Below are 25,741 nucleotides of genomic sequence, written 5' to 3'. Positions count from 1 at the left end.
TTAATATGAACTATACTAGACAATATGAAATAATCTAGTGGATGTGGTGGGAATGAAAAAACTTATGCAATCTTCACCAATACAAATAATGTGGAGATTATCTTTGCAAAAAAAATTAATCTCTCTATACGTCATCATTTTTATGATACCAGCAATTATCTTTACTTTATATTATTCAAATCAACTTTATGAAAACTCATTATCTGCTATAACCAAAAAAAATGAAAATCTATTAGAGATGGAACGTATTCATATCCATACTAATATTGAATCTATGAGAAGAACCGCTCAAATGGTTGTATCTGATAATGATTTTATTGAGTATATTAAAACGAGAGATGAAACCAATATCAATGAACTCATAGATTTTAAAATGAATGCCTTTTCAAATGTAGCGAAGCTTCAAAATAATAATCCAACGATCGCACATATTCGCCTCTTTACGAGCAACCCCTATGTAACAGAGATGTGGCCCATCGTGTTTAAAGAGGATAGGATTATAGATAAACCTTGGTTAAGTGAAGTCATGGTCCGTAATGGAATGGAACTATGGTCTTATGAAAAAAGTGATCTTGATTTACTAGATCGCTATTTAATTATCAATAAAAACGCAAAAATCTCCTTGCTTCGTGAAATTGAGTATCCAAAGGATGAACATTTGGGCGTTATTGAGATTAGTATGCATTTAAAGAATTTTTATCCGAATATGTATAGCCCTGTTAATGATGGTCAATCCGAGATGATTGTCATAGATTCACATCAGAATGTGTACCAGGATCCTAACAAAAGCTTTTTGAATGAACATGAAATTGAGTTATCAGTTATCCAAAAGGAACATAATACGATCAAAAATAAAGAGATTGCAAGTGCACAATTTACCCAAAACAATATACCCTACTTAATCGTGTCAACCTATATAGAAGACATTGAATCACATGTTATAAACGTGATCTCCTTGGAAAATATTTATGCGGAAATGAAGCAAACTAGAAACATTGCATTAAGTGGTACGTTTTTAATCGTATTTATTCTTTCACTCTTAACGTATCTACTAATTTCCTTTTTGTTAAAAAGATTATATAAGTTGATTGAACTAATGAAACGTGTGGAGGCAGGAGACTTTGCAGTACAGGTAGACATTTACGGCCAAAGTGAAATTGCACAATTAGCCCATCACTTTAGAGAAATGTTAAAAAAAATTAATCGACTAATCGCTGATGCAGTTAATAAACAAGCATCAACAAAAGAGGCAGAATTACGTGCACTGAAAACACAAATTGATGCACACTTCTTATACAATACATTAGAAAATATAAAGATGATGGCAGAAATAGAAGAAAAATATGAAATTTCAGATGCACTTACTTCACTAGGTGAAATGATGAGATACAACTTAAAGTGGAAAAATGATTTTGTTGTTCTTCAAGAAGAAGTTACTCATATAAAAAATTATATTGATATTATGAACTTACGCCTAGACAAGCGAATCAGTCTAAAGGTAAAGATCCCTGGGCATTTGTTGGAACAAGAAATACTAAAAATGTCCCTTCAACCCATCGTAGAGAATTCATTGAGACATGGGATTATTCATACCATTTATGATGGTATGATAGAAATCACGGCTTGTATAAAGGATGACAATGTTCAAATTCAAGTAACGGATAATGGTGTCGGTATGACGGCAGTTGATTTAGAAAAGCTGAACCATCACATTCAAGTGGATGACGAAAAAGTGCCCGAATCTATCCATCAACAGGGTGGGATTGGCCTACGCAATGTGAATGAACGAATAAAACTTCACTACGGAAATGAATATGGCCTTCATGTGGACAGTCTAGAAGGGCAGTACACGAAAGTTGTAGTGACATTACCTTGTATCGTGATCAAGGGGGTACGAAAACATGTATAAAGTGTTAATAGTAGATGATGAAAAAAACATTCGTCTAGGGATCCAAGCTATGGTAAAGAGAGAGTTTGCGGATGTGTTTGAGATATTAGTCGCTTCGGATGGACAAGAAGCAATGGAAATAATCAAACAGGAACCAATTGATATCTTGATTACAGATATTAAGATGCCTAGAGTAGATGGAATTACTCTCATTCAAGAAGTTCAAGAAATGAAGGTGAATATATCTGTCATCATCTTAAGCGGACATGATGATTTTGAGTATGCAAAAGCCGCAATCAAATCGAATGTAAAAGATTACTTATTGAAACCGGTTAACCGTAGTGAGCTATTTCAGTCCATTAATAAGGTGTTAGAAGAGCTGGGTGCCGATTATGAAAAGGGACTAGAGCAATTAGATGAACTGCGCACAAGCCAATTAAACCTTATTCTACTAAACCAGAATATTGATGAGGACGAAATTCAACGAATTTGTTTAAAAACGAACCTACCGGAGTATCCGGATGGATATTATGTTGACATACTCGTAAGTAAAAGTGGAATGGAACCGATTGAAAGTCTTCATCGAATCAAATATCTACTAGAGAAACGTTACGGTCAAGAAACCAAACATCATATTAGCTTCAACGACAAATATGATAATGTTGTTCTCATAACACCAGATGGTTCACTATTTGACTATATAACAGAAAAACTAAAGGATGAAAAGTACTTTCATTTGTTTCAAGCAGTGAGTGAGAAACAGGTTGAATTAAAAAAGCTTAAAGAGGGATATAATCAAGCTTCTCAGGCTAAGAAGTACCAATTTTTATTTCCTAGATGTCAGTTAATTCAATACGAGAATATAAAAGGAAAACACTTCGAACGTGAAGAGCTTCCAGAGGATATGATATATAAAATTTCCAATATGCTTGGAACGGGAAGAGATAAAGAGTTAAAGTATAGTCTCTTAAACATCTTTGATTATGAAAAGATTTCCTCGCTAGGTATTGGGTATATGGAGGCAATTGGTGAATTAATCAATAAACATATTTTTGATAGCTTTTTTAATAAGCTAGGTGAAGAATCTATAGAAATTTTTAAGCTCTATAGCAAAGTGGGAGATATGTATAATTATAAAGATTTTCACGACTATTATTATGCAGTCGAAGATTTAGTCATGCGGCTCCATGAATACGTTAAGCAAGTGAAATCTGTCTACTCCGACCAGAAATACATGGGCAAAGCCATAAAATATATTGAAGAAAACTTTCATACTGATCTAAATCTAGCGGTCGTTTCTAACTATATTTCGGTTAACTACTCTTATTTTAGTCACACGTTTAAAGAGTTCACTGGTAGTAACTTTGTGGATTACGTAAAAAAAATAAGAATCAACGAAGCAAAAAAACTTCTAAAAGAAACGGATTATAAAGTTTTTGAGATCGGCGAAATGGTTGGATACAAGAATTCTAAACAGTTTGCAAGAGTATTTAGGGAGTTAGAAGGAATTTCTCCAAAGGAGTTTCGTAGCCAAAACTAACGATCGTGAGGGAATAACTTGAAATATCGAACATTAGGTAGCACAAGTCTGCAAGTTTCTGAGATCGGATTTGGTGCTTGGCAATTAGGGAATGAAAAAGATTGGGGAGAGATGTCGGAGAATGAAGCAATCTCCTTAGTTCATCATGCAATGAATCAAGGGTGTACATTTTTTGACACCGCTCCTAATTACGGTGCTGGTAAAAGTGAGGAGCTGCTTGGGAAAGCTCTTATTCATTCAAGAGAGAAAGTCGTGATCAACACAAAGATCGGTCATCATCCTAATCAGGTTGTTGATTTCGATGTAAGTAAATTGAGAACTTCTATTGAATCAAGCTTACAGCGACTTCAAACGGATTATGTGGACACATTACTTCTTCATAATCCACCATTTAGCTGTCTCCAAGGCAGGAGCGCACAGTTTGAACTGTTAGATACCTTAAAGAATGAAGGCAAAATTCGAGCATATGGAGCCTCCGTTGATACAAGTGAGGAAATGCTTGAAATACTAGAGCATACGAATGCACAGGTAATTGAAGTGATGTTTAATATATTCTATCAAGAACCTCTAAAAGCATTTCAAAAGGCAAAAGAAAAAAATGTAGGACTTATTATAAAAGTACCATTAGATTCTGGATGGCTTTCAGGAAAGTATCATCAAGATAGTGTCTTTACTGGTATAAGAAGCAGATGGTCAAAGGAACAAATTAAGCGGAGGCAGGACGTACTGGGAAAACTACAACCCATCATTGGAAATGAATCGATCGTACAAACAGCCTTGCGCTTTATTTTGGCATTTGAGGAAGTCTCAACAGTGATTCCAGGTGCTAGAGATGATAAACAATTAACAGAAAACCTAGCTGCAAGTAAGGGGAAAATGTCAGCTGAAGCAAGAAGGAAAATTCAAACCTTTTGGCAAGAAGAGATAGAACCGTCTCCTCTAGGCTGGTAGTAACCAACTATTGAAGTGAATTTCTGATAAAAGACAATTTTGGAGGTTTTTAATATGGTGTATAACCCAAATGAACAACGTTATGAACAAATGGTATATAACCGATGCGGGAGAACAGGACTGAAATTACCTGCTATTTCATTAGGTCTTTGGCACAACTTTGGTGGAGAAGATGTTTTTGAGAATGGACGAGCACTGGTTCGGAAGGCTTTTGACTTAGGAATTACTCATTTTGATTTAGCGAATAACTATGGTCCACCACCAGGGTCAGCTGAAGAGACGTTTGGTAAAATTCTTCAACAAGACTTTGCTGGGTATCGAGATGAAATGATCATCTCTACTAAAGCAGGATACTACATGTGGCAGGGGCCTTACGGGGATTGGGGCTCTAAGAAATATTTGATTTCTAGCTTAGATCAAAGTCTAAAAAGAATGGGACTTGATTATGTTGATATCTTTTATCATCACAGACCAGACCCAGATACACCTTTAGAAGAAACAATGTTAGCATTAGACCAGATCGTCAGACAAGGTAAAGCATTATATGTGGGTATTTCCAATTATGGTGTGGAAGAGTCAACGAAAGCGATTGCTATTCTTAAAGAACTAGGAACACCGATGCTCATTCACCAAGCCGCGTATTCTATGTTTAATCGTTGGGTTGAAGATGGATTAACAAACTTGCTAGAAGATGAAGGCGTTGGATGCATTGCTTTTGTTCCTCTTGCACAAGGGTTATTAACAAACCGCTATATCAACGGTATTCCTTCTGATTCAAGAGCCATGAAGGACAAAAGCTTTCTAAACAAAGAAGATGTATCACAAGAAGTGGTGCAAAAGGTGATGTTACTAAACAATGTCGCAAAAGAGCGGGGACAGAGCTTGGCTCAAATGGCATTAGCTTGGGTTTTACGAGAGAAAAGCATTACTTCTGCGTTAATTGGAGCAAGTAAAGTAAGCCAGATTGAAGAAAATATAAAAACGTTAGAAAAACTAGATTTCTCTGAAGAAGAATTAAGAATAATAGATGAAGTATTACAAGGAAAATAGCGAGCTTAGGCTCGTTATTTTTTTATTTTTAGGAAATTACAAAATGAATCATTTGTGGATAACTAAGCCTAGTGTATCGTAATCCGGCTTCAGCGCCAAGCCAAGATGAAATTGCGATGATCCTTGCAATTTCATCCAACCTCGAGGGAAAAAGAAAATACACTTTTCCTAGGTCAAATGTTCCTTAAAGAGTAAAAGGAAAGATCACCCTTTTTCTCTTTAAGGAACATTTGCTATGCCTGAGGCCACCCGGGGTGCTTGCGCCTTTTGTTCCTAAAATACTGAAACCGAATACAAAATTCCTCATCTAAAGTAATCGTCCTGAACAAGGTAAAATAATAGAATACGTAGTAAATTTATGTTGATTAGGATGGAGTGGAGAACATGGTATTAGAAAACAGTCAGACGAATCCCTCACATGCCCTTCAAGCAGCAATTAGTAAAGGGGAAATGATGGGAACGACGAAGATTACAGACGTTGTCATAGCTTCAGGTCATCAGCTAGCAGTGAAAGTTTCATCCTCACCTATCATTAATCCGACAATTGGGGATCAAGTACCTTCTGATCGAACTGTTACAAATCCTTATAATCTAGGAAGCTGTATTACTGGAGTTGATGCAGTAATAAACAAATATATTGGGTTGTATGAAGTAGATAAAGAAGACAAGGTTATAAACTATAAATTGATTACGCTTACAGAGGAAGAGATCCAACCTGCTCATTGGACACTCGTGTGGGAAGATTCTTTCTTGGACTCAGAAGTAGACGAAAAGAATTGGAATTTCGTAAATAGCGGAGGAGGATTTGGTAATAAGGAGCTGCAATACTACACTCCTCGTAAAGAAAATGCACGTCTAGAAGAGCAAATACTAGTTCTTGAAGCCCATAAGGAAACATGGAAAGAGCATCCTTATACGTCAGCCAAGTTGACAACAAAAGGGAAGCAAAGCTGGACTTATGGGCGATTTTCTATTCGGGCCAAGCTTCCTGAAGGTCAAGGGATTTGGCCTGCTATTTGGATGATGCCAGAAGATATGGAGCTATATTCAGGCTGGCCGTCTTGCGGTGAAATTGACATTATGGAAATAGTGGGTCATGAACCGGAAACGGTGCACGGAACGCTTCATTATGGTGTGCCACATACGTACACCGGTGAATCGTATACACTACCACATGGTCAAAAATTCTCTGATGATTTTCATGAGTTTACCCTAGATTGGGAACCAGAAGAATTCAGATGGTATGTGGATGGCATTCTCTATGCCAAACAAACGAATTGGTTTTCAACCAACGATCAAAACGGTACAGAGGTAAAGTATCCAGCTCCTTTTAACCGTGATTTTTATTTGCAAATTAACTTAGCCGTTGGCGGAAAGTGGCCAGGGTATCCTGATGAAACAACTAACTTCCCGCAGCAAATGCTGATTGATTCAATTAAGGTGTATCAAAAACATAGAGGTGAAAGTAATGACTAGATTTTCAAAGGATTTTATATTTGGTACTGCAACTTCTTCTTATCAAATAGAAGGAGCTTATAAAGAAGATGGTAGGTCGTTATCCATTTGGGATACATTCTCACGTATTCCGGGAAAAGTGTGGAACATGGATCATGGTGATGTTGCATGCGATCATTACCATCGTTATGAAGAAGATGTAGAAATTCTTACAACATTAGGGGTAGATTCATACCGCTTTTCCATCGCATGGCCAAGAATTTTTCCTGAGCAAGGAAAGTACAATCCGGCAGGTATGGATTTTTATAAAAGACTCATTACAAAATTAAAGGAAAATAACATTAAACCATCAGTCACTTTGTACCACTGGGATCTTCCAATGTGGGCCCATGAACTAGGAGGATGGACAAATCGTGAATCGGTAAACTGGTTTAAGGAGTTCGCGAGTATTTGTTTTGAAGAACTTGATGCCGACGTCGATTCGTGGATTACACATAATGAACCATGGTGTGCCGGCTTTTTAGGCTATCACCAGGGAGTTCATGCACCAGGACATACAAATATGGAAGAAGCATTGAAAGCAGTTCACCATATACTTTTGTCTCACGGAGAAGCCGTAGATTTACTCAAGAACCAATTCCAATCAAAGACTCCAATTGGAATTACATTAAATCTATCACCTGTTTATGCTGCGAGTAACTCGACAAATGATCGTTTAGCAGCTAATAATGCAGACGGGTACGGAAATCGTTGGTTTTTAGATCCTGTTTTTAAAGGTAGTTACCCAGTGGATATGATGAATTTATTTTCCAAATACGTACATGATTATCGTTTTATCCAAGCAGGAGATTTAGAAAAGATTTCAATTGAATGTGACTTTTTCGGAATTAACTATTATTCTCGTTCAATCGTTGAATTTTCGAGTGCTGCAGACTTCTTATATAAAGGGGCATACTCTGATTATGATCAAACTGGTATGGGCTGGGATATAGCTCCGAATGAATTTAAGGAACTTATTAGAAGGCTTAGAGAAGAATATACAAATCTACCAATCTATATAACAGAAAACGGTGCGGCATTTGATGATGTAGTGGCTGAGGATGGAAGAGTATACGATACAGAACGCCAGAAATATGTAGAAGAACACATTGCAGCAGTTGCAGATTTAAATGATGAAGGAATGAACATAGCAGGATACTACTTATGGTCATTGCTTGATAATTTTGAGTGGGCATTCGGATATGATAAACGCTTCGGTATTACGTATGTAGACTTCGAAACACAAAAAAGGACGTTAAAAGAAACGGGTCATCGCTACGCAGACGTTATACGTACAAGAACAATCTAATGAAGAGAGGTGCACATCATGGTCAATTATACGTTTAATGATGAAAATTACTTTGCAATCAACCAATATGATGAAGCGAAAACATTCTCAAGCTTCCTTCCTGGAATTGCAGGGGTATACGGAGTACCAATGTGGTCCTTTTATGTCAATCGAGGACAAGCAATTGTGAGCTTTGGTGTACAAGATAAAAACCATGCTATTACGGAATTTTTTCCTGCCAATCAAGCTTATCAACGTGTCTCTACAAATGGATTTCGAACATTTGTAAAGATAAATGGAAAAGTTTCTGAACCATTTTCGTCAGCGAACTTTTCAGCTGAGAGAAAGATGTTCATTAAGGAAAATGAACTAAAGATTGAGGAAATGAATGAAGAAACAGGATTGAACACAACGGTTACCTACTTTACATTACCCAATGAAAACTTTGCTGCACTTGTTCGTAAAGTTGAAATAGAGAATAGAACCAATACCTTATTAGATCTAGAAGTGGTGGACGGTCTACCGGCAATTATTCCTTACGGTGTCGACGATGCTGCGTATAAAGCAGTAGGTAATACGTTAAAAAGTTGGATGGATGTTTTCAATCTTGAGAATAACATTCCTTATTATCGTGTGCGCTCCTCAACAAACGACACAGCAGAGGTAGAAGAAGTGACAAAAGGTCATTTTTACTTAAGCTTTGTTCAGGACGGAAAGTTATTATCTCCTATTGTTGATGTTGAAGATGTATTTGGCAAAAACACATCTTGGTCTTTTCCGAATGAGTTTGCTCAGGTGTCGGTAAAGGAGTTACTAGAAAGAGAGCCAATAACAGCCAATAAAGTCCCATCAGGATTCTCAGCTTTTGAGCAAAAGTTAGCTCCAGGTGAAAAAGTCACACTATATACAATGATTGGTCATGTGAATGATATTAGTCTAATCAACAATAGAGTGTCAGATTTATCTCAGTCGGCCTATATGAATCAAAAATATGTAGAAACTACAGAACTAGTTAACGAAATCACAAAAGATATCCAAACAGATTCAGGTTTACCTTTATTTGATGCTTACTGTAAGCAAAGCTATTTAGATAATGTGTTACGTGGTGGACTTCCCATGATGCTTGAAACAGAGAGGAATCCTTTTGTGTATTACGTGTACTCAAGGAAGCATGGAGATTTAGAACGAGATTATAACTTCTTCTCACTAGCACCTGAATTTTTTTCACAAGGAAATGGTAATTTCCGAGATGTTAATCAAAATCGTCGAAATGATATCTTCTTCCATCCTGAAATAGGTGACTATAACATCAAGTTATTTATGAGCTTAATTCAGGCAGATGGATATAATCCATTAGTCGTTAAAGGGGCAAGCTTTGAGCTTAAGGACAAAAATAATTTTGAGTGGATGAAAGGAAGCTTCACATCAGACGAGGACCAACAATGGATCCAATCAAAATTAAGCGGCACCTTTACACCGGGTTCTTTACTACAGTCCATACTAGAGCGAAATATGGAACTTTCAGTAGCTCCATCCGAATTTTTGAAACAGGTCCTATCTAGAAGTGAGCAAAACATGGAGGCCGAATTCGGAGAAGGATATTGGATGGATCATTGGACATATAACTTAGATTTAATTCAAAACTATCTATCCATCTTTCCAGAGAAACAAGATTACTTGTTATTCCAAGACGAGGATTACAAGTTCTTTACAAGCCACGTTTATGTGAAGCCGAGATCAGAAAAATATGTGATAGCGAATGGTAAAGTTCGTCAATACGGAGCTATTCATGAAAACCATAATGGAGAAGGAAATTGGTTGGTAACTAGAAACGGAGATCTCTATCGAACGAACCTAATGAGTAAATTATTCGGTTTAGCTTTCATTAAGTTTTCAACGCTTGACCCTCTTGGAATGGGAATTGAGATGGAAGCGAATAAGCCCGGTTGGAATGATTCCATGAATGGTTTACCTGGTTTATTTGGTTCAGCGATGAGTGAAACATATGAACTAAAGAGAGTACTAGAATTTATGATTGATGCGTTAAAGCAGTCAGATCACCGCATAGCTGTGCCGATGGAATTACATCAGTTGATAGAAGTGGTAAATGGAGCCTTAGAACAATACAGAAATGGTAGCCTAGATGATTTCAACTATTGGGATACGGTTTCAACTGCACGTGAGCAATACCGGGAAGCGGTAAGACATGATGTTACCGGTGAGGAAGTGCAGATCACCTCAGATAATATGGTTCGTATGATTGAAAACTATCTCCACAAAGTGAATCTAGGGATTGAAAAAGCTGTCATCCATGGTGAAGGATTAACACCAACTTATTTCTACTTTGAGGTTAGTGACTATACAGTAACAGATCGAGTGAATGAAAAAGGCTTACCAATAGTTGATATTCATGCTTTTCAAACAGTGACTTTACCGCATTTCTTAGAAGGTCCAGCAAGAGCGTTGAAAACTTACAAAGAGCAAGAAGAATCAAGTAAGATTCACCAATTAATCAAGGAATCTGAGTTGTATGACCAAAGCTTAAAAATGTATAAGACTTCTAGTTCTCTAGAAGAGATGACATATGAAATTGGTCGGGCTCGTGCCTTTACACCAGGATGGTTAGAGAGAGAATCCATTTTCATGCACATGGAATTTAAATATCTATTAAGTCTATTAAAAGCGGGATTATATGATGCCTTCTTCGAAGATTTTAGGCATGCATTACCTCCTTTTATGGATCCAGAAGTATATGGAAGAAGTACACTGGAGAATTCCTCTTTTATTGCAAGTAGCGTCAATCCTGATTCGGCTGTTCACGGTCAAGGCTTTGTAGCGAGATTAAGTGGAACAACAGCTGAGTTTATAAGTATGTGGCAAGTGATGATGATGGGGAAAAAGGTATTTTCTTTAGATGAAGGTAAGCTGACCCTTCAGTTGCAGCCTATCCTTCCAGAATGGTTGTTTAATGATCACAATCAAGTCCGTTTTGTTTTATTAGGAGACGTAGAAGTCACTTACTATAATCCAGAAAGAAAAAATTCTTTCGGTATGGATGGAGTTAAAACGGTAAAATACGTTCTTCATGGTGTTGAGGAGAAGATTGAAGTAGAGAACGACTTCTTAGAGGAAAAGTATGCTCTCTCCATTAGAAATAAAGAGATTAAGAGAGTAGATGTCTATCTAGGATAAATAAAGAATAGGAGGGGACATAAGTGAAGATTTTCCAAACAGCTCAAGGAAAAGATGAGAAGTTTTATGAAATAGAAGCAAGAATGGTTCAATCTGAAAAAGAAGATGAAACAAATCTATTAAAAGTAGATCCTACTCAATCCTTTCAGAAAATCATGGGATTTGGAGGAGCGTTTACAGAAGCAGCTGCTTACACATTAGCACAAATCTCCCCAGAAGATAGAATGAAAGTGATTGAGAGCTACTTTGATAAAGAAAAAGGGCTTGGGTATACGTTAGGGAGAACCCACATCCATAGCTGTGATTTTTCCTTAGAAAATTACACATATGTAGATGACTATGATACAGACCTGAAGACCTTCTCAATTGAAAGAGAATTCAAATGGGTACTTCCATTAATTAAGGATGCTAGAAACATAGCTGGCGAAGATATCACTATATTGTCCTCACCATGGAGTCCTCCAGCTTGGATGAAAACAAATAATGATATGAATCACGGTGGAAAGTTAAAAGAGGAGTATCGTGAAGTTTGGGCCCTTTACTATGCGAAATATATTAAAGCAATGGAAGAACATGGGATTCCTATTTGGGGTGTATCCGTACAAAATGAACCTGAGGCAACTCAGGTTTGGGATTCATGCCGTTATACAGCTGAAGAAGAAAGAGATTTTGTGAAAAATTATTTAGGCCCAGTTTTAGAAAAAGAAGGGCTTCAAGATAGGAAAATTGTTGTGTGGGATCATAACCGTGATATTGCTTATGAGCGTGCAAAAGTCATTTTCTCTGACCCTGAAGCGGCAAAGTATATTTGGGGAACAGGCCTTCATTGGTATGTCTCTGAGGAGTTTGAGAACCTCACTAAAATCCATGATGATTTCCCTGACAAGCATCTTCTATTTACAGAAGGGTGTATTGAAGGTGGAGTGAAGCTAGGTGCTTGGCATACTGGTGAACGATATGCTCGTAATATGATGGGAGACTTCAACAACTGGCTAGAAGGCTGGATTGATTGGAATATTGTCTTAAATGAACAAGGTGGGCCTAACCATGTTGGAAACTATTGTGATGCTCCAATCATAGTAGACACGAAGACAGGGGACATCCATTACAATAGCTCTTATTATTACATTGGACATTTTAGCAAATATGTAAAACCAGGTGCTGTCAGAATTAAGCATGAACTTCATACAGACACCATCCAAACGGTTGCTTTCCAAAATGCAGATGGAGCGGTAGTAGTAGTTTTGATGAATGCTACCGATACAGTTGAGAATCTTAGAGTTTCCTTAAATGATGAAGTTCTAGAAGTCGAGCTACCTAGTCACTCTATTACAACAATAATAAAGTAATCTACAGCTTCTGAAAACTATGTAGGGAGCGGCCACACGTAGGTCGCTACTTACATAGCTTTCTATATATCCACTAACACACTACATAGATAATACCTCATGATTCTAATCATTCTGTACGAAAAGGAGGTGGTTAACAACGTACCTCGTTTTGAATCTATACCCAATTATAAGGAGGAAAAAAATTGAAAAGAATTTTATTGATTATGCTAAGCCTTTTTCTTATTTTACCTTCAATGGCATTAGGAGCACTAAATAAAGAAGAAAAATCTAGTAAATCCGAATGGGAACTTGTTTGGTCAGATGAATTTGATGGCAAGGAGATCGATCGCACAAAGTGGACGTATGATTTAGGAAACTGGATTGTTGATGCAGATGGGAATGGAGTTGCGCCTGGATGGGGAAACAATGAGAAGGAATTTTATACGGACTCAAGTGAAAACGCTTACGTAAAAGATGGGAAGCTTATTATCCAAGCGAAAAAGGAAAAAGTGACAGATCAGTTTGGAACTTATGATTATACTTCAGCAAGATTAAAAACAAAGGGTTTATTTAGTAAAAAGTATGGTCGATTTGATATTAAAGCAAAGCTTCCTGTAGGGAAGGGATTATGGCCAGCGATTTGGATGTTACCTGAAGATGACAAATACGGTGGTTGGGCAGCTTCAGGAGAAATCGATATTATGGAGAGCTGGGGAAGTAAACCCCATACAGTGGCTGGGACCATCCATTATGGAGAAGTGTGGCCAAATAACAAGTATACAGGTAAAGAGTATGAACTACCTAAAAATAGAGGAATTGATGCATGGCATACCTATTCACTTGAATGGGAGCCAGGAGAACTTCGTTGGTATGTAGACGGAAAGTTATATCAGACTCAAAATAACTGGTATTCAAAAGGGAAGAACAGTGCCACTAAATACTCATATCCAGCACCATTTGATCAAAATTTCCATCTGATTATGAACTTAGCAGTAGGCGGCTGGTTTGATGGTGAACCAGATGAATCTACTATTTTTCCAAAGAAAATGGAAATCGATTATGTTCGTGTCTATGACTTGAAAAAGCGAGACTATCAAGAACCAGTTGAACCTGTGATTGAAAAAGTAGTATTACCTGAAGGGGCAAAGCAGCCGTTAGAAGATGGGAACTTCATCTACGATCATCAATATGAGCACCCGATTACGGAAGTAGATGCTGTTGGTGAGGAATTAAATCCGACCTATTGGAACTTTGTTCATTTACCTGATTTCGGGGGAGATGGGACGATTAACGTTGAATCAATGGATGGTGTGAATTATGCAAAAATTACACCAACAAATCCAGGAAATCAGCTATATTCTCTACAGTTAATCCAAAATCTTTCATTAGGGAAAGGTGGCACCTACAAAGTTAGCTTTGACGCAAAATCTACGGCTAATCGGAATATGATGGTGAAACTCGGAGCAGGTCCTGAACGAGGATGGGTGAAGTATTCTAATGAAGAGACTTTCTCACTAACAGACCAACTACAAAGCTATGAATTTACGTTTGATATGTTAGCAGAAACGGATCTTGTATCTAGGTTAGAATTTAATCTAGGAAATGGCGGAGAGAATCCTTTATGGATTGGTAACGTTCGTGTAGAGGAAGTGACAGGGCAGCCAGTGGATGAAAACGGTCCAAAACAACCATTACCAGACGGAAATCTTGTGTATAACGGGACATTTGATCAAGGAAGCATGGACCGAATGACATATTGGAATCTCGTTACCAATCAAGCAGTTGCCTCGGCAAGTGTTGATGAGGGTTCGAGAGAATTACAAGTGGAAGTAATAGATGGAGGAGCAAATCCTACCGATGTTCAAGTTTTACAAAAAGGGATGTACCTGCTAGAAGGCAATGATTATAAAGCGACATTCAGAGCTAGAGCCGCAAAACCAACTTCCATCCAAGTTGATGTTAGAAGTAAAGAGGGTGAAGTTAGTTATTCTGAGTTACAAACCATTAATCTTACGACAGAAATGGCAGAATACGATATTGTATTCACCATGCCAGATGAGATCACGGATTCAGAAGGGCAACTCATCTTTAATTTAGGTGGGCAAGACTCTAACATCATTCTAGATGACATCGTTCTTCTGAAAACATCTACGGAGATTGATTATGGGCAAGTAGACTTATTTCCTCTAAAGAATGGTCAGTTTGCAAATGGTTTTGATTCTTGGGGTAGCTATGTGCACTTCGATGCGAGTGCAACGCTTTCTGTTAACAGCCAAGAAGAAGTACAAATTGACATCAGTAATGAAGGCAAGGAGCCGTGGAGTGTGCTCCTTGAACAAGGTAACTTGAAGTTATCAAAAGGGGTCGAGTATATCGTTTCATTCGATGCCCGTTCATCAGCCTTAAGAGATGTTGAAGTTACAGTAGAGAATGCTCAATATACTAGATTCTTAAGTGAGAAATCTACGCTTACTAATGAAATGAGCCAATATAGCTATACATTTACAATGCCATCAGATGAAACGGCTAGCTTAAAGTTTTTACTAGGAAAAGATGGTGAAAATACAATAGGAAACCATATCATTCATATTGACAATGTGGTGCTACAAGTTAAAAATGCACCAGAACCACAACCAGAACCAACGACAACGCCTGGCATTGACAATGGAAGCTTCAATGACGGAAATGCGCATTGGTCATCTTGGTGGGGAGATCCATGGAGTGGATATGCAGAAGGTACTGCAACAGTAGAAAACAATGAGATGAAAGTCTCGATTTCCCAAGTCGGTGGTGCTTCATATGCGCCACAAGTGTATCAAAAAGATTTATATTTCGAAAAGGGTGGCACGTATACGGTTTCGTTCGATGCTAGAGCTGATGAAAATCGGAAGGTTAATGTTAATATTGGAAAAGAACTTACGACGGATCCATGGTTTATCAACTATGCGGAAATGAGTACATTTGATCTAACAAATGAGATGAAAACCTATACGGTTACATTTACGATGGCGGAAGATACCTATCATGATGGAAAACTAGTTTTTGAACTAGGAAATATCGCGGATGGAAATGCGGCAACTAATGTGTATATTGATAATGTTACAGTTGTTAAAGAGTAAAATAACCTCATGAGTATTTACTTCAATGAAGCTGGATAGAGGAGATATTTAAGGAATACTCACTTCGTCTATTATGAACTGCACCCATATCGTTAGACATACTTTCTAACGATATAAGGTGCAGTTTTTGCAGTTTTAAAAGGGACAGAACTTTGGATTGTCCCTACGATTTATTGACTTTTTCCTTTTATGAAAAAAAACATCTTAATATGAAGAAGCCCTCGTGTCCTATGTCAATTGTTGTTCAGCGTATTCCCTATATAGCTCATGAGTTTGGACAAGTTCTTCGTGTGTACCCGTTCCTGTTATTCGTCCTTTATCTATAAAGATGATGTTGTCGGCATTGACAATCGTTGATAAGCGGTGAGCAATAACAAGGGTGGTGCGATCTTCCATGAGGCGAGATAAAGCTTGTTGAACTATTCCTTCAGATTGGGTATCCAGGCTTGCGGTTGCTTCATCCATCATAAGGATTTTGGGATCTCTCAAGAAGGCTCTGGCAATCGCAATTCGTTGTCGTTGACCACCAGAGAGCTTGACACCGCGCTCGCCAACCTCAGTATCAAGGCCTTCTGGAAACTCTTTAATAAACTGATCAGCATAGGCCATTTTTGCGACTTCCCATAAGCGCTCATCAGAAATGTTTTCTTGACCTTGTTGTAATCCGTAGCATAGGTTTTCTCTTATTGTTCCTACCATCATTGGGCTATCCTGAGATACATAGCCAATTTGCCTTCTCCACGTATGCATCGATAACTCTGTAATGGGGGTGTTACCAATTAAGATATCACCTTGAGTTGGCTCGTAAAAGCGCTCGAGTAGGGCGAACATCGTGGTTTTGCCACCACCGCTCGGTCCTGCAAAGGCAACCATTGTACCTGGAAGGATCTTAAACGAGACATCCTGGATGATAGGTTCTCCCTCATTGTAGGAAAAGGAAACATGTTTCACTGTAATAGATTGATTGGAAATATCCAACTCTTTTCCTGTTTGTCCTGCTTCTACTTCTAGGGCCAGTATTTCAATAATCCTTTCTGTCGCTCCCCTTGCTTTTTGTAACTGGGTAAAGAACATGGCAAAGGAAGTGATGGGGAAGACAATTTGAAATAGATACAGTAAAAAGGCAACTAGAGATCCTGTAGTCATCGTCCCTTCCGCAACTCGAATTCCACCATAGCCAATAATAACCACAATCACGACCATAACTACTAAATACATAAGCGGGCCAATGAAGGCGAAAATGATCCCCTCTTTTAAGCCGTAAGAAAACAGCTTGTTAATACCAGCCATACCTTTTTGCTCTTCTGTCGCTTCAGCATTAGATGCTTTCATTAAGCGAATCTCACTTAGGGTCTGCTGCACGCTTCCGCTAAAATTCGCTGTTTCATCCTGAAGACTGCGAGAGATTTTTGACATTTTACTTCCAAGGGGAACCATAAATAAAGCAGTAATGGGAACGGCAATAAACATGAGTAAAGTCATTTTCCAATCCATAATAAATAGGATAATCACTGCTCCAATAATGGAAATAATTCCGCTTATAAATTGAGGGAAATGTTGTGAAATTAAGTCCTTTACGACCCCAGTATCATTGACTACACGACTCACGGATTCACCACTTTTACTTTTATCATAATAGGAAACCGGAAGACGAATGAGCTTAAACCACATACGCTCACGTAACCTAGCGACAATATTTTGTCCGACATAAGCAAGAGCATAAGTAGAGGCCCCGTCTATAACTGCCTGTAAAATAAAAACAATCACGATGGCCCCAATTAGATACATGTTCAAAGATGAAACTGAAAACCCATCGACCAATTCTCGTGTTAAAAGGGGAATGGAAAGACCAACAATCGTTGTAATCAGACTCCCGATTAGCCCTAAGGTGAGGGCGAGCTTTGGTATTTTTGTAGATAAAATAAGGGAGAGAAAGGGTTTTAGCATTTGTTTGCTTTTAGGTTCCATAAGTAGACTCCTTTTTAGAATCATTTAAATGAAGCGAGGTCCACTAATCAATACATGCACGGTGTTTCTCAATCACTTCTTTTAGTAAGATTCCCTCTTTATAAAAATGATTTACATAAACACTGATCATCATTTCATTTTCTTCCGTAACGTTAACCTTCATTAATACTGTGTTAATAATGTTTGCCAACTCTTTAGGATTGCCATACATGGTGTTCCATGCACGTACTTGTAGTTCTAGTTCTTCACCTAATGCTGCTTCTTCGATTTCTTCTGTTGGAATAGGCTCATTAAACTGTGCATAAGGATCTTCATATATGTAGGTGTAGATAAACTGAATCGGATTGTATTCATCTAAATCATATGTAAAACGTTCATTTCCTACTATAACCACCAATTCATTGTTGGAAAACTCAATCAGACCGTTTTCTATGGCGAGATTTTCCGAAAATGAGGATATGGTACACTCAATATGTGGTGTAATCAACCAATAGCGATGCTCTGGATTTAAGCTAGATGTGTACTCAACCAGGGACGTATCTTCAAGTTTTTCTTCGTTTCTCAATATCGTATATTCCTTAGGACGGTAAAAGTACTCTGCATCTAACTCTTTCATGGAAATGGTCCACTGACTTTCCGGACTTTCAAATAAGACCCGAAAGGCAAATCCATCCTCAGTTTTCTGTAGTTCATCATAAATAAACCATTGTCCAACTTCAATGGGCCCATCTGTTTCTTCAGATTGAACTCCCTTAAATGTAAAATGAATAAGTGCCTTTGAAGAAAAACCACCATCTGTATTGACATAAAGATGAAGTGTATCGCCTTCCCAAACAATGCGCTCAATCGTTGAATCATGCAAACTTTCTGCAAACACTTCTTGAACAGAAGTAGGTAAATAAGGAAGAGCATGTTGTGTCCGTTCATATGCAGCATCTAATACTTGTTCAAAGTCATGTGAGGCTTGCTGTATCCAGTTTAAATAATCTTCAAGTACAGATTTAGGCAATGTTGGTTGATTTAAAGAACCATCTTCTAAATAAGGTACAAAACGACTAGGCAAGACCTGAAGTAATTCCTCTTTTACCTCCGCAAGTTCTTCCTGCAAACTAGTAATCAAATCCTCGCCTTCTTCTCTAGCCTCTCTTAATGAAATCTCCCATTCACGGTCAGATTCATGAATCGGGAGCAGGTTATGTTTTAAAAATCTTTCTTTAGCTTCTTTCGATATATTCCACATATAATCACCTCATAGTAGTGGGACAGAGGGACAGGTACAGTGTCCCAAAGATAGTAACTATCTGGGACAAGGTACCTGTCCCCCTGGTCCAATTCACTTTAAATACTAATACGAATAAGATGCCTAATAGTTTCACTTATTAATATTATAGATGAAGTGATCTTATCCAAATGTAAAAAAGCTTACCCACAAGAGTAAGCATTCTAAGGTCTGTTTCCTATAAAAGTGGAATATTTTGAGTCTTGCACTCTTCAATAATTGAATCGCCCCAAAAGGAGGCTTGCACTTCACCGATATGCATCTTTTTTAACAGGAACATGCATAATCTTGATTGGCCGATTCCACCACCGATTGAAAAAGGAACATTTTCTTTTAGTACGGATTGGTGGAAGGGGAGGGCAAGTCTTTCTAAACAGTAAGCAGTTTGAAGCTGGTTTACTAGAGATATAGAATCTACTCTAATACCCATCGAAGACAGCTCGAAGGCACTCTCGAGGGTTGGGTTCCAGACAATGATGTCTCCATTTAAGGACCAATCATCATAATCCGGTGCACGACCGTCGTGCTTTTCACCAGAATTCAACGTATGGCCGATCTTCATAATAAATACGGCCCCATATTTTTTGGAAATCACATTTTCTCGTTCTTTTGGAGTATGCCCAGGGTATTGATCTTCTAACTCCTGAGAGGTAATGAAGGTGATCTCTTCTGGTAGTACTGGCTTTAGTTCAGGGTAATACTCATGAATATAGGTCTCTGTGTCCTTTATGGAACGATATATTTTTTTAACTTCCGATTTTAGCATTTCTTCAGTGCGCTGTTCTCTTGTTATGACCTTCTCCCAATCCCATTGGTCAACGAATAGAGAGTGAGTAGCATCTAACTCCTCATCACTTCTAATCGCAATCATCTTCGTATATAGACCTTTTCCAACAGGCAAGTTATACCTTCCAAGAGCCACCCTTTTCCACTTAGCTAGGGATTGAACGACTTCAATAGCTGACTCTGTAATATCGGGCGTACTAAATGAAGTAATTCGTTCTACTCCATTTAAATCATCGTTAATTCCCTGACCACCTTTAATCATTAAAGGTGCTGAAACCTTTTTTATCTGTAAGGACTCAGATAGCTCCATTTCAAAATAATCCTTTATATTCTTAATCGCCTCTTCCGTATCCAACAAGGAAAGTAAGGGTTTATATAGTTGCTTTTCCATAATGCCTCCATTGGTTCATTGATTATTTTCTTACTACGTTAAAGTATGAAAGACAGATAAATATGAAGCTTAATCAAGTCCTATTTTCGTAAAATAGGCAGGGTGGGACGAAGGGACAGGTACAGTGTCCCAATTGCTACGCAAGAGCTGGGACACTGTACCTGTCCCCCTGGACCGATTGGACCGCTCCTAGATATTTTTAAAAAAAATTTTCCCGTAGGTGACATACATCACAGGAACATCCAAATTATTCCTTTATGATAATCAGTGAAAGGAGTCATGAACGCCTCTCACTAAAAGTGATAATAGAAGAGGATGTGTTTTGGATGATGAACAAACCTTCAAAGATTCTTGTTGCTTATGATGGATCAGAGTTGAGTAAAAAAGCATTAGAGTATGCGAAAGAGATGGTAGCAAATAATGAGAATGCCAGGTTAGAGGTTGTCTCGGTTATGGAAGTAAGCGCATATCCAAATACCTTTGATCCATACTTGTATATAGAAATAAAAAAGAATGCTCAAGAAGCAGCGAATACTAGATTAGTGGAAGTGAGAGAACTTTTAGAGCAGATTCCAAACCATACTGATGTAGAAGTCCTTGAAGGGAATCCAGCGCTAAAGATCGTTCGGTATGCTGAAGAGCAAAATGTTGATCTCATTGTAATGGGTAGCCGGGGACTAGGAAGAATCAAAGAATTCTTCTTGGGAAGTGTTAGTCACAATGTGGTTCAAATGGCTAAATGCCCTGTGTTTATCATTAAATAATATAGCAGTTAACATATATATAATTTAATAGTTAGGGGCTGAGTGGAGAACTGTTACCTCAACTACGAACTAAAATAGCTATAGAAAAGCCGTTGATTTCACAAGTGTGAATCACGGCTCTTTTTAATTTAGTGTACCAAAATCCTGTAGTCATAATGTTAAAATGCGGTGTAATACCTTGGAAATTATTGGTATGATTAGTTTGGAATAGTAAGGCTTACCTTTCGCTTTGAGGCATGGAGTAAATTTATGTTTGGGACAAGGAACCTGTCCCTGTGTCCCTTTTGCATGAAAATGAGAGTTCTAGAATAATAGTAATCTTAGGTGCGACTTTTATGCACGGGAAAGGGGAATCATTATGTGTGATAATCCAGGAGGTTTTTGGGTAAGACTTGGCGCAGCAATTCTTGATGGCATCCTTCTATTTATCGTATCTGCATTATTAAATTTTGCGTTGTTTCAACAATTCGTTTCAGAGCCCAATAATATAACACATGCTATAGATCTGTTGTATTATTTATTACTACCTGTGTTTTGGTATGGATACACGGTTGGGAAGAGAGCATTGGGCATCCGGATTGCCCGTGTTGATGGAAGGAAAGTTGGGATTGGGACGATGCTTATGCGAAACTTCGTAGCTGGCATTGCCTACTTATTAACGCTAGGGATCGGAGTTATAGTTAGTGCCTTTATGGTAGGTCTCAGAGAAGACAAACGTTCGATTCATGATTTTATCGCAGGTACGTATGTGACGTATGATAAGCCTGAGTAGTATTGGGACGGAGGGACAGGTACAGTGTCCCGAATAGGAATGCTTGCTAGCTACACAAGGACGGTTCTTAACTTCCATAAAGGAAGACCAGAACCGTCCTTATTACTTATATGGATACATGGATTTGCATTTGGGTTAAAATAAATTTATTAAAACTTATAAACTCCCAAAGGATGACTAAGATGAATCAAGAACTAAAACAAACTGACCATCGTCCCTATCCACTGCCTAGTAGTCCATGGGTCATGACCCAAACGTGGGATGAGTTACTATTTATGCATTATCCGATTCCGACAGAAGAGCTCCAAAAGCATATCCCACCTGAGCTTGAACTAGATACATATGATGGAACAGGCTGGATTGGACTTGTTCCATTTGAGATGAATCAGGTAAGGGTGCATGGTTTGCCAAAGGTTCCTTATGCTCATTCTTTTCTAGAGTTAAATGTGCGAACCTATGTGACATATAAGGGGAAACCGGGTGTTTACTTTTTTACATTAGATGCTAATCATAAATTAGCCGTAAAAGCAGCGAGAACATTATTCTCCTTACCATACGTTCACGCAGATATGAAAATGAAAAAGGCTAATGGAATGATTGATTATAAAAGTGAACGGACTCACCGAGGGTATCCAGAGGCGAGCTTTCATGTTTCGTATCGTCCTACATCACCAGTTTTCACGGCCACAAAAGGAAGTATCGAGGATTGGTTAACAGCGCGTTATTGTTTGTGGACAACGAAAGGTAACACTGTGTATCGTGGAGACATTCATCATTTACCGTGGGATCTTCAACAAGCAGAGGCAGAGATCAAAATCAATAAGCTTGCTCCGTTTTTACCGGAGCTCTATTTTGATACTGAACCACTGCTACTATATTCTAAATCCATTCGTGCTTATGTATGGATGCTAGAACGTGTTGAATAGTATAGCCTTGCATATGTGAGGCTATTTTGTTAAGAGCTATTTGATGACTTTGCTTTTCGAGGAAATTTAAAATAATAGGGACAGGGTCACGACCCTATAGAGATTGGGACAAGGAACCTGACCCTGTGTCCCACAAGAAAAAGGGGATGTTTACATGAGTAAGGAAGCACCAATCGTGATTATAGGTGGAGGGTTGTCTGCGATTATGGCAGCCCTGACACTGAAAGAGCATGGATATAAGGATATTTTAATGGTGGAAAAGAGCCGTAGTGTTGGTGGTAGAATGGCAACTCGTAGAATTGAAACGGGTAAGGTGGATCATGGTGCACAATTTTTTACGGTGCGAACTGATAGATTCCAAGCGTTTGTTGATGATTGGCTGAAAAGAGATCTGGTGAAGGTTTGGTTCGGTGATCAGTATCCACGCTACTGTAGTGTGGATGGGATGAATCCTTTTGCTAAAAAGCTAGCTGAAGATATTCCAGTACGTTTACAAACGAGAATTATAGAGATGAAGAAAGATTCCAATGGATACATACTACTCACAGACCAAGGTGAATCTATCAACGCACGGGCGGTTATTGTGACAGCACCAGCCCCACAGGCGAAAGCCTTGCTTGAAAGCGACGAACTCCAGGTGAATGCAGAGGTCTTAGAGAAGCTTGATGAAATTGTCTTTAACCCATGCTTGGTAGGTTTATTTCATTTTCACCAGTCGACGAATTTACCACAAAATGGTCATCTTGATACGGATCTTCCAGGGGGTGTGATGCGACTTGTTGATCATGACAAAAAGGGCATGTCACCCCTTACAACGGTCAGTGTTTATATGACGGGTGAATGGAGCAACGCTCACTATGATTTAGAGGATGAAGAGGTTTTAGTAAAAATGAAGCAAATTACGAGTCAGTATTTTGATAGTGATTCTATTATTTCGAGTCAGCTGAAAAAATGGCGTTATGCAGAGGCCGTCCAATTTTTGCGCCAGCCTTTTTTAAACAGTAACCTTGAGTATCCTGTATTAGTAGCGGGAGATGCATTTTTACATAGTGAGGATACAGCGGGACGTACTCGATTAGAAAGTGCTTTTCTTTCAGGGATTGCTGTGGGCGAAGAGTTGGTTGGATTGCTTAATAAAGGGTGAAAATAAGGCTGTTCTCCCCTGTTAAAGTCTACACAAGTAACCTTAGAAGGTCATAAGATAAAAAAACGTTAGAAAGTAGTGATCTTATGCCTGGTGTTGTAATTACTGGTATGAATGGTGTGGTATATCAGGGCTTTCCTCCTCAAACTGTAGGCGCATGGAGTCAGCCAATTTTGGGTAGCCCCCCTTATTATTATTATGTAATAGGAGGGAACCAATACAATATAAGCCCAGAATCAGTATCTGGATTTCCATACTGGGAAGGAGTACAAACTGTCCCGTTTAGACCAATACGTCCCATTTCATGGTAATCTAAAAAAAACAGGGACGGGTTCTTATGCTTCCAAAAGCATTGGAATTGTCCCTGACCTACTTGTCCAAAAGAATGATAATATAATAGAATGATTTGCTTTAGTTATCAAAAAAAATACATAACCGGGAGATTAACTACTTATGAACAAAAAAGACGTAGCAGCGATTCGTAAACAATTCAAACCGGATAATGACCGACTGAACATTACTGATATTTTTAACGTATATGTGATCAAAGAAAGCAGTGATGTTTTATATCAAGAAAACCGACCTTTTTCGATGCTAGATCCAGATCAGCAGGAGTTATTTTTCAATAATTTCAAAAAGGTACTAGGTGGGCAACTGGATGAAAAGTTATTTCAGTTAAAATTTCAAAGAGAAGCAGAGAATCACAGCCAGCTCATTCTTCATAAAGGGCTGCTAGCTTCGAATGCAGAAGACTGGAAGGAAGACATGCTCCAGCTTGTTGAAAAAATGTTTGCAACCACTCAATATGAGATGGATGTGGTTGTCACTTTTATTAAAGGTGAATACTTCAAGCCAACGAAGGAAAGTAACGGTGCAGACGACGAAAGTGTGATGAATACGGTGTATTCGCACTCGTTTATTCTTTGTAGTATTAATCAAACAGAGTTACCGAAAAAAAATCTATTATTTGATTTTGTTGAAAGAGAATTTAAGTACAATGTCGTGGTAGATCCGATTATTAATCTATCTTCACCTGTAGCTGGATTCTTATTTCCTTGCTTTATCGACAATGCAGCAGACGTAAACCATATTTTATATTCGGCATCAAAACCGAATCAGCCGGATTACCATTTCATCGAACATGTGTTAAATAGCCAAGAAATCACAACGGCCAAAGAGAATAAAGAGATTTTTGAGGAAATTGTGAGAGAAGTAACCGGAGACAACATCGATACAACGATTCTCTCTAATGTTTACGAAGAAATCAACCGCGTCATAGAAGAGGCTGAAGAGGAAGGGCCGCAGCTTGATTACAAAGATGTAGAGCGTGTCTTAAAAGTGAGCGGAGTCGAAGGTGTAAATACTGAAAAGGTAGAAATGGCCTTTCAAAAAGTAGTCGATGATGAGAGATATGAGCTCAAGGCTAGCAGTATCATGCCAAACTATAAAACGAAATCGATTAAAATCAACACCAAAGTCGCCAATATTAGCATCAGTCCTCAAGATCTAAAGTACGTCAAGCAAGTCAATTACAACGGGAAGAAATGTATATTGATTGAGGTTGATGAGGATATGGAAATTGAAGGGTTTAAGTTGTGGGACACAGGGACAGGTACACTGTCCCACAACCAGTAACCAATTAAGGACATAAGGACAGTTACTGTCCCGGTAATAGAAAACAGAGGAACGGTTCTCGTGCTTTATAATATAAGCATAAGAACCGTCCTTTTTTCTATAGAAGTATAGTGCAAATGATTGGTAAAGAATGAGAGGGTTGCAGTTAGATGGGAGCCTGGTTCTAGTCGGAATTTGAGGTAGATAACTGGTAATAGATCACCGGTCTCTGCCTCTTTTTTTG

18 protein-coding genes are annotated in these 25,741 nt (G+C 38.3%); 15 read left to right on the top strand and 3 right to left on the bottom strand.

What is annotated here, in order from left to right; all coding sequences use genetic code 11:
- Nucleotides 1-103 precede the first annotated feature (103 nt).
- From G4D63_RS17515 to G4D63_RS17475, 9 genes are all read left to right on the top strand, one after another.
- Nucleotides 104-1,909, top strand: coding sequence for a sensor histidine kinase (locus G4D63_RS17515; protein ID WP_163181117.1), 1,806 nt, complete (start codon nt 104-106; stop codon nt 1,907-1,909).
- Complete coding sequence (locus G4D63_RS17510; protein ID WP_163181115.1) at nt 1,902-3,428, top strand: response regulator transcription factor; 1,527 nt, start codon at nt 1,902-1,904, stop codon at nt 3,426-3,428. Before G4D63_RS17515 ends, G4D63_RS17510 begins: the two co-directional genes overlap by 8 nt.
- Before the next feature lie 18 nt (nt 3,429-3,446).
- Nucleotides 3,447-4,379, top strand: coding sequence for an aldo/keto reductase (locus G4D63_RS17505; RefSeq protein WP_163181113.1), 933 nt, complete (start codon nt 3,447-3,449; stop codon nt 4,377-4,379).
- Nucleotides 4,380-4,433: 54 nt separating this feature from the next.
- The gene (mgrA, locus tag G4D63_RS17500; protein WP_163181112.1) at nt 4,434-5,429 is read left to right on the top strand and encodes an L-glyceraldehyde 3-phosphate reductase; all 996 of its coding nucleotides are present in this window, start codon (nt 4,434-4,436) and stop codon (nt 5,427-5,429) included.
- 384 nt (nt 5,430-5,813) lie between these two features.
- Nucleotides 5,814-6,905: a family 16 glycosylhydrolase gene (locus G4D63_RS17495; RefSeq protein ID WP_204559176.1), complete on the top strand. Its 1,092-nt coding sequence runs from the start codon at nt 5,814-5,816 to the stop codon at nt 6,903-6,905.
- Nucleotides 6,898-8,232 (top strand): GH1 family beta-glucosidase, encoded by a 1,335-nt coding sequence (locus G4D63_RS17490; protein WP_163181110.1) that lies wholly within the window; start codon nt 6,898-6,900, stop codon nt 8,230-8,232. The genes G4D63_RS17495 and G4D63_RS17490 overlap by 8 nt, the downstream gene beginning before the upstream one ends.
- A gap of 18 nt (nt 8,233-8,250) precedes the next feature.
- Entirely contained in the window at nt 8,251-11,403 is a 3,153-nt protein-coding gene (locus G4D63_RS17485; protein ID WP_163181109.1) for a cellobiose phosphorylase, read from the top strand.
- A gap of 83 nt (nt 11,404-11,486) precedes the next feature.
- Nucleotides 11,487-12,752 (top strand): glycoside hydrolase family 30 protein, encoded by a 1,266-nt coding sequence (locus G4D63_RS17480; protein WP_163181212.1) that lies wholly within the window; start codon nt 11,487-11,489, stop codon nt 12,750-12,752.
- Between the two features lie 185 nt (nt 12,753-12,937).
- Nucleotides 12,938-15,853, top strand: coding sequence for a carbohydrate binding domain-containing protein (locus tag G4D63_RS17475; RefSeq protein ID WP_163181107.1), 2,916 nt, complete (start codon nt 12,938-12,940; stop codon nt 15,851-15,853).
- A 228-nt stretch (nt 15,854-16,081) separates the two neighbouring features.
- On the opposite strand, the gene G4D63_RS17470 is transcribed toward G4D63_RS17475, so the two are convergent.
- From G4D63_RS17470 to asnA, 3 genes are all read right to left on the bottom strand, one after another.
- Complete coding sequence (locus G4D63_RS17470) at nt 16,082-17,821, bottom strand: ABC transporter ATP-binding protein (protein ID WP_163181105.1); 1,740 nt, start codon at nt 17,819-17,821, stop codon at nt 16,082-16,084.
- 43 nt (nt 17,822-17,864) lie between these two features.
- Entirely contained in the window at nt 17,865-19,061 is a 1,197-nt protein-coding gene (locus tag G4D63_RS17465; RefSeq protein WP_163181103.1) for a DUF4085 family protein, read from the bottom strand.
- A 217-nt stretch (nt 19,062-19,278) separates the two neighbouring features.
- Complete coding sequence (asnA, locus tag G4D63_RS17460; RefSeq protein WP_163181101.1) at nt 19,279-20,277, bottom strand: aspartate--ammonia ligase; 999 nt, start codon at nt 20,275-20,277, stop codon at nt 19,279-19,281.
- A 326-nt stretch (nt 20,278-20,603) separates the two neighbouring features.
- Between asnA and G4D63_RS17455 the strand changes: the two genes are divergently transcribed.
- The 6 genes from G4D63_RS17455 (at nt 20,604) to G4D63_RS17430 (ending at nt 25,518) form a co-directional block, all read left to right on the top strand.
- Nucleotides 20,604-21,041, top strand: a complete 438-nt coding sequence (locus G4D63_RS17455) for a universal stress protein (protein ID WP_163181099.1) — start codon at nt 20,604-20,606, stop codon at nt 21,039-21,041.
- A gap of 358 nt (nt 21,042-21,399) precedes the next feature.
- The gene (locus G4D63_RS17450; protein ID WP_163181097.1) at nt 21,400-21,813 is read left to right on the top strand and encodes an RDD family protein; all 414 of its coding nucleotides are present in this window, start codon (nt 21,400-21,402) and stop codon (nt 21,811-21,813) included.
- Between the two features lie 182 nt (nt 21,814-21,995).
- Nucleotides 21,996-22,739: a YqjF family protein gene (locus G4D63_RS17445; RefSeq protein WP_163181095.1), complete on the top strand. Its 744-nt coding sequence runs from the start codon at nt 21,996-21,998 to the stop codon at nt 22,737-22,739.
- Nucleotides 22,740-22,893: 154 nt separating this feature from the next.
- Nucleotides 22,894-23,883 carry an NAD(P)/FAD-dependent oxidoreductase gene (locus G4D63_RS17440; RefSeq protein WP_163181093.1) on the top strand — a complete coding sequence of 330 codons (990 nt, stop codon included), beginning with the start codon at nt 22,894-22,896 and terminating at the stop codon, nt 23,881-23,883.
- An 86-nt stretch (nt 23,884-23,969) separates the two neighbouring features.
- Complete coding sequence (locus G4D63_RS17435) at nt 23,970-24,194, top strand: hypothetical protein (RefSeq protein ID WP_163181091.1); 225 nt, start codon at nt 23,970-23,972, stop codon at nt 24,192-24,194.
- A 142-nt stretch (nt 24,195-24,336) separates the two neighbouring features.
- Complete coding sequence (locus tag G4D63_RS17430; protein WP_163181089.1) at nt 24,337-25,518, top strand: DUF4317 domain-containing protein; 1,182 nt, start codon at nt 24,337-24,339, stop codon at nt 25,516-25,518.
- Nucleotides 25,519-25,741 lie beyond the last annotated feature (223 nt).

Source organism: Bacillus mesophilus (assembly GCF_011008845.1).
In the GTDB taxonomy this organism is placed as follows: Bacteria; Bacillota; Bacilli; order Bacillales; family SA4; genus Bacillus_BS; species Bacillus_BS mesophilus.
Note: the sequence above shows the minus strand (reverse complement) of the source record. Positions and strands in the feature narration are given on the sequence as shown.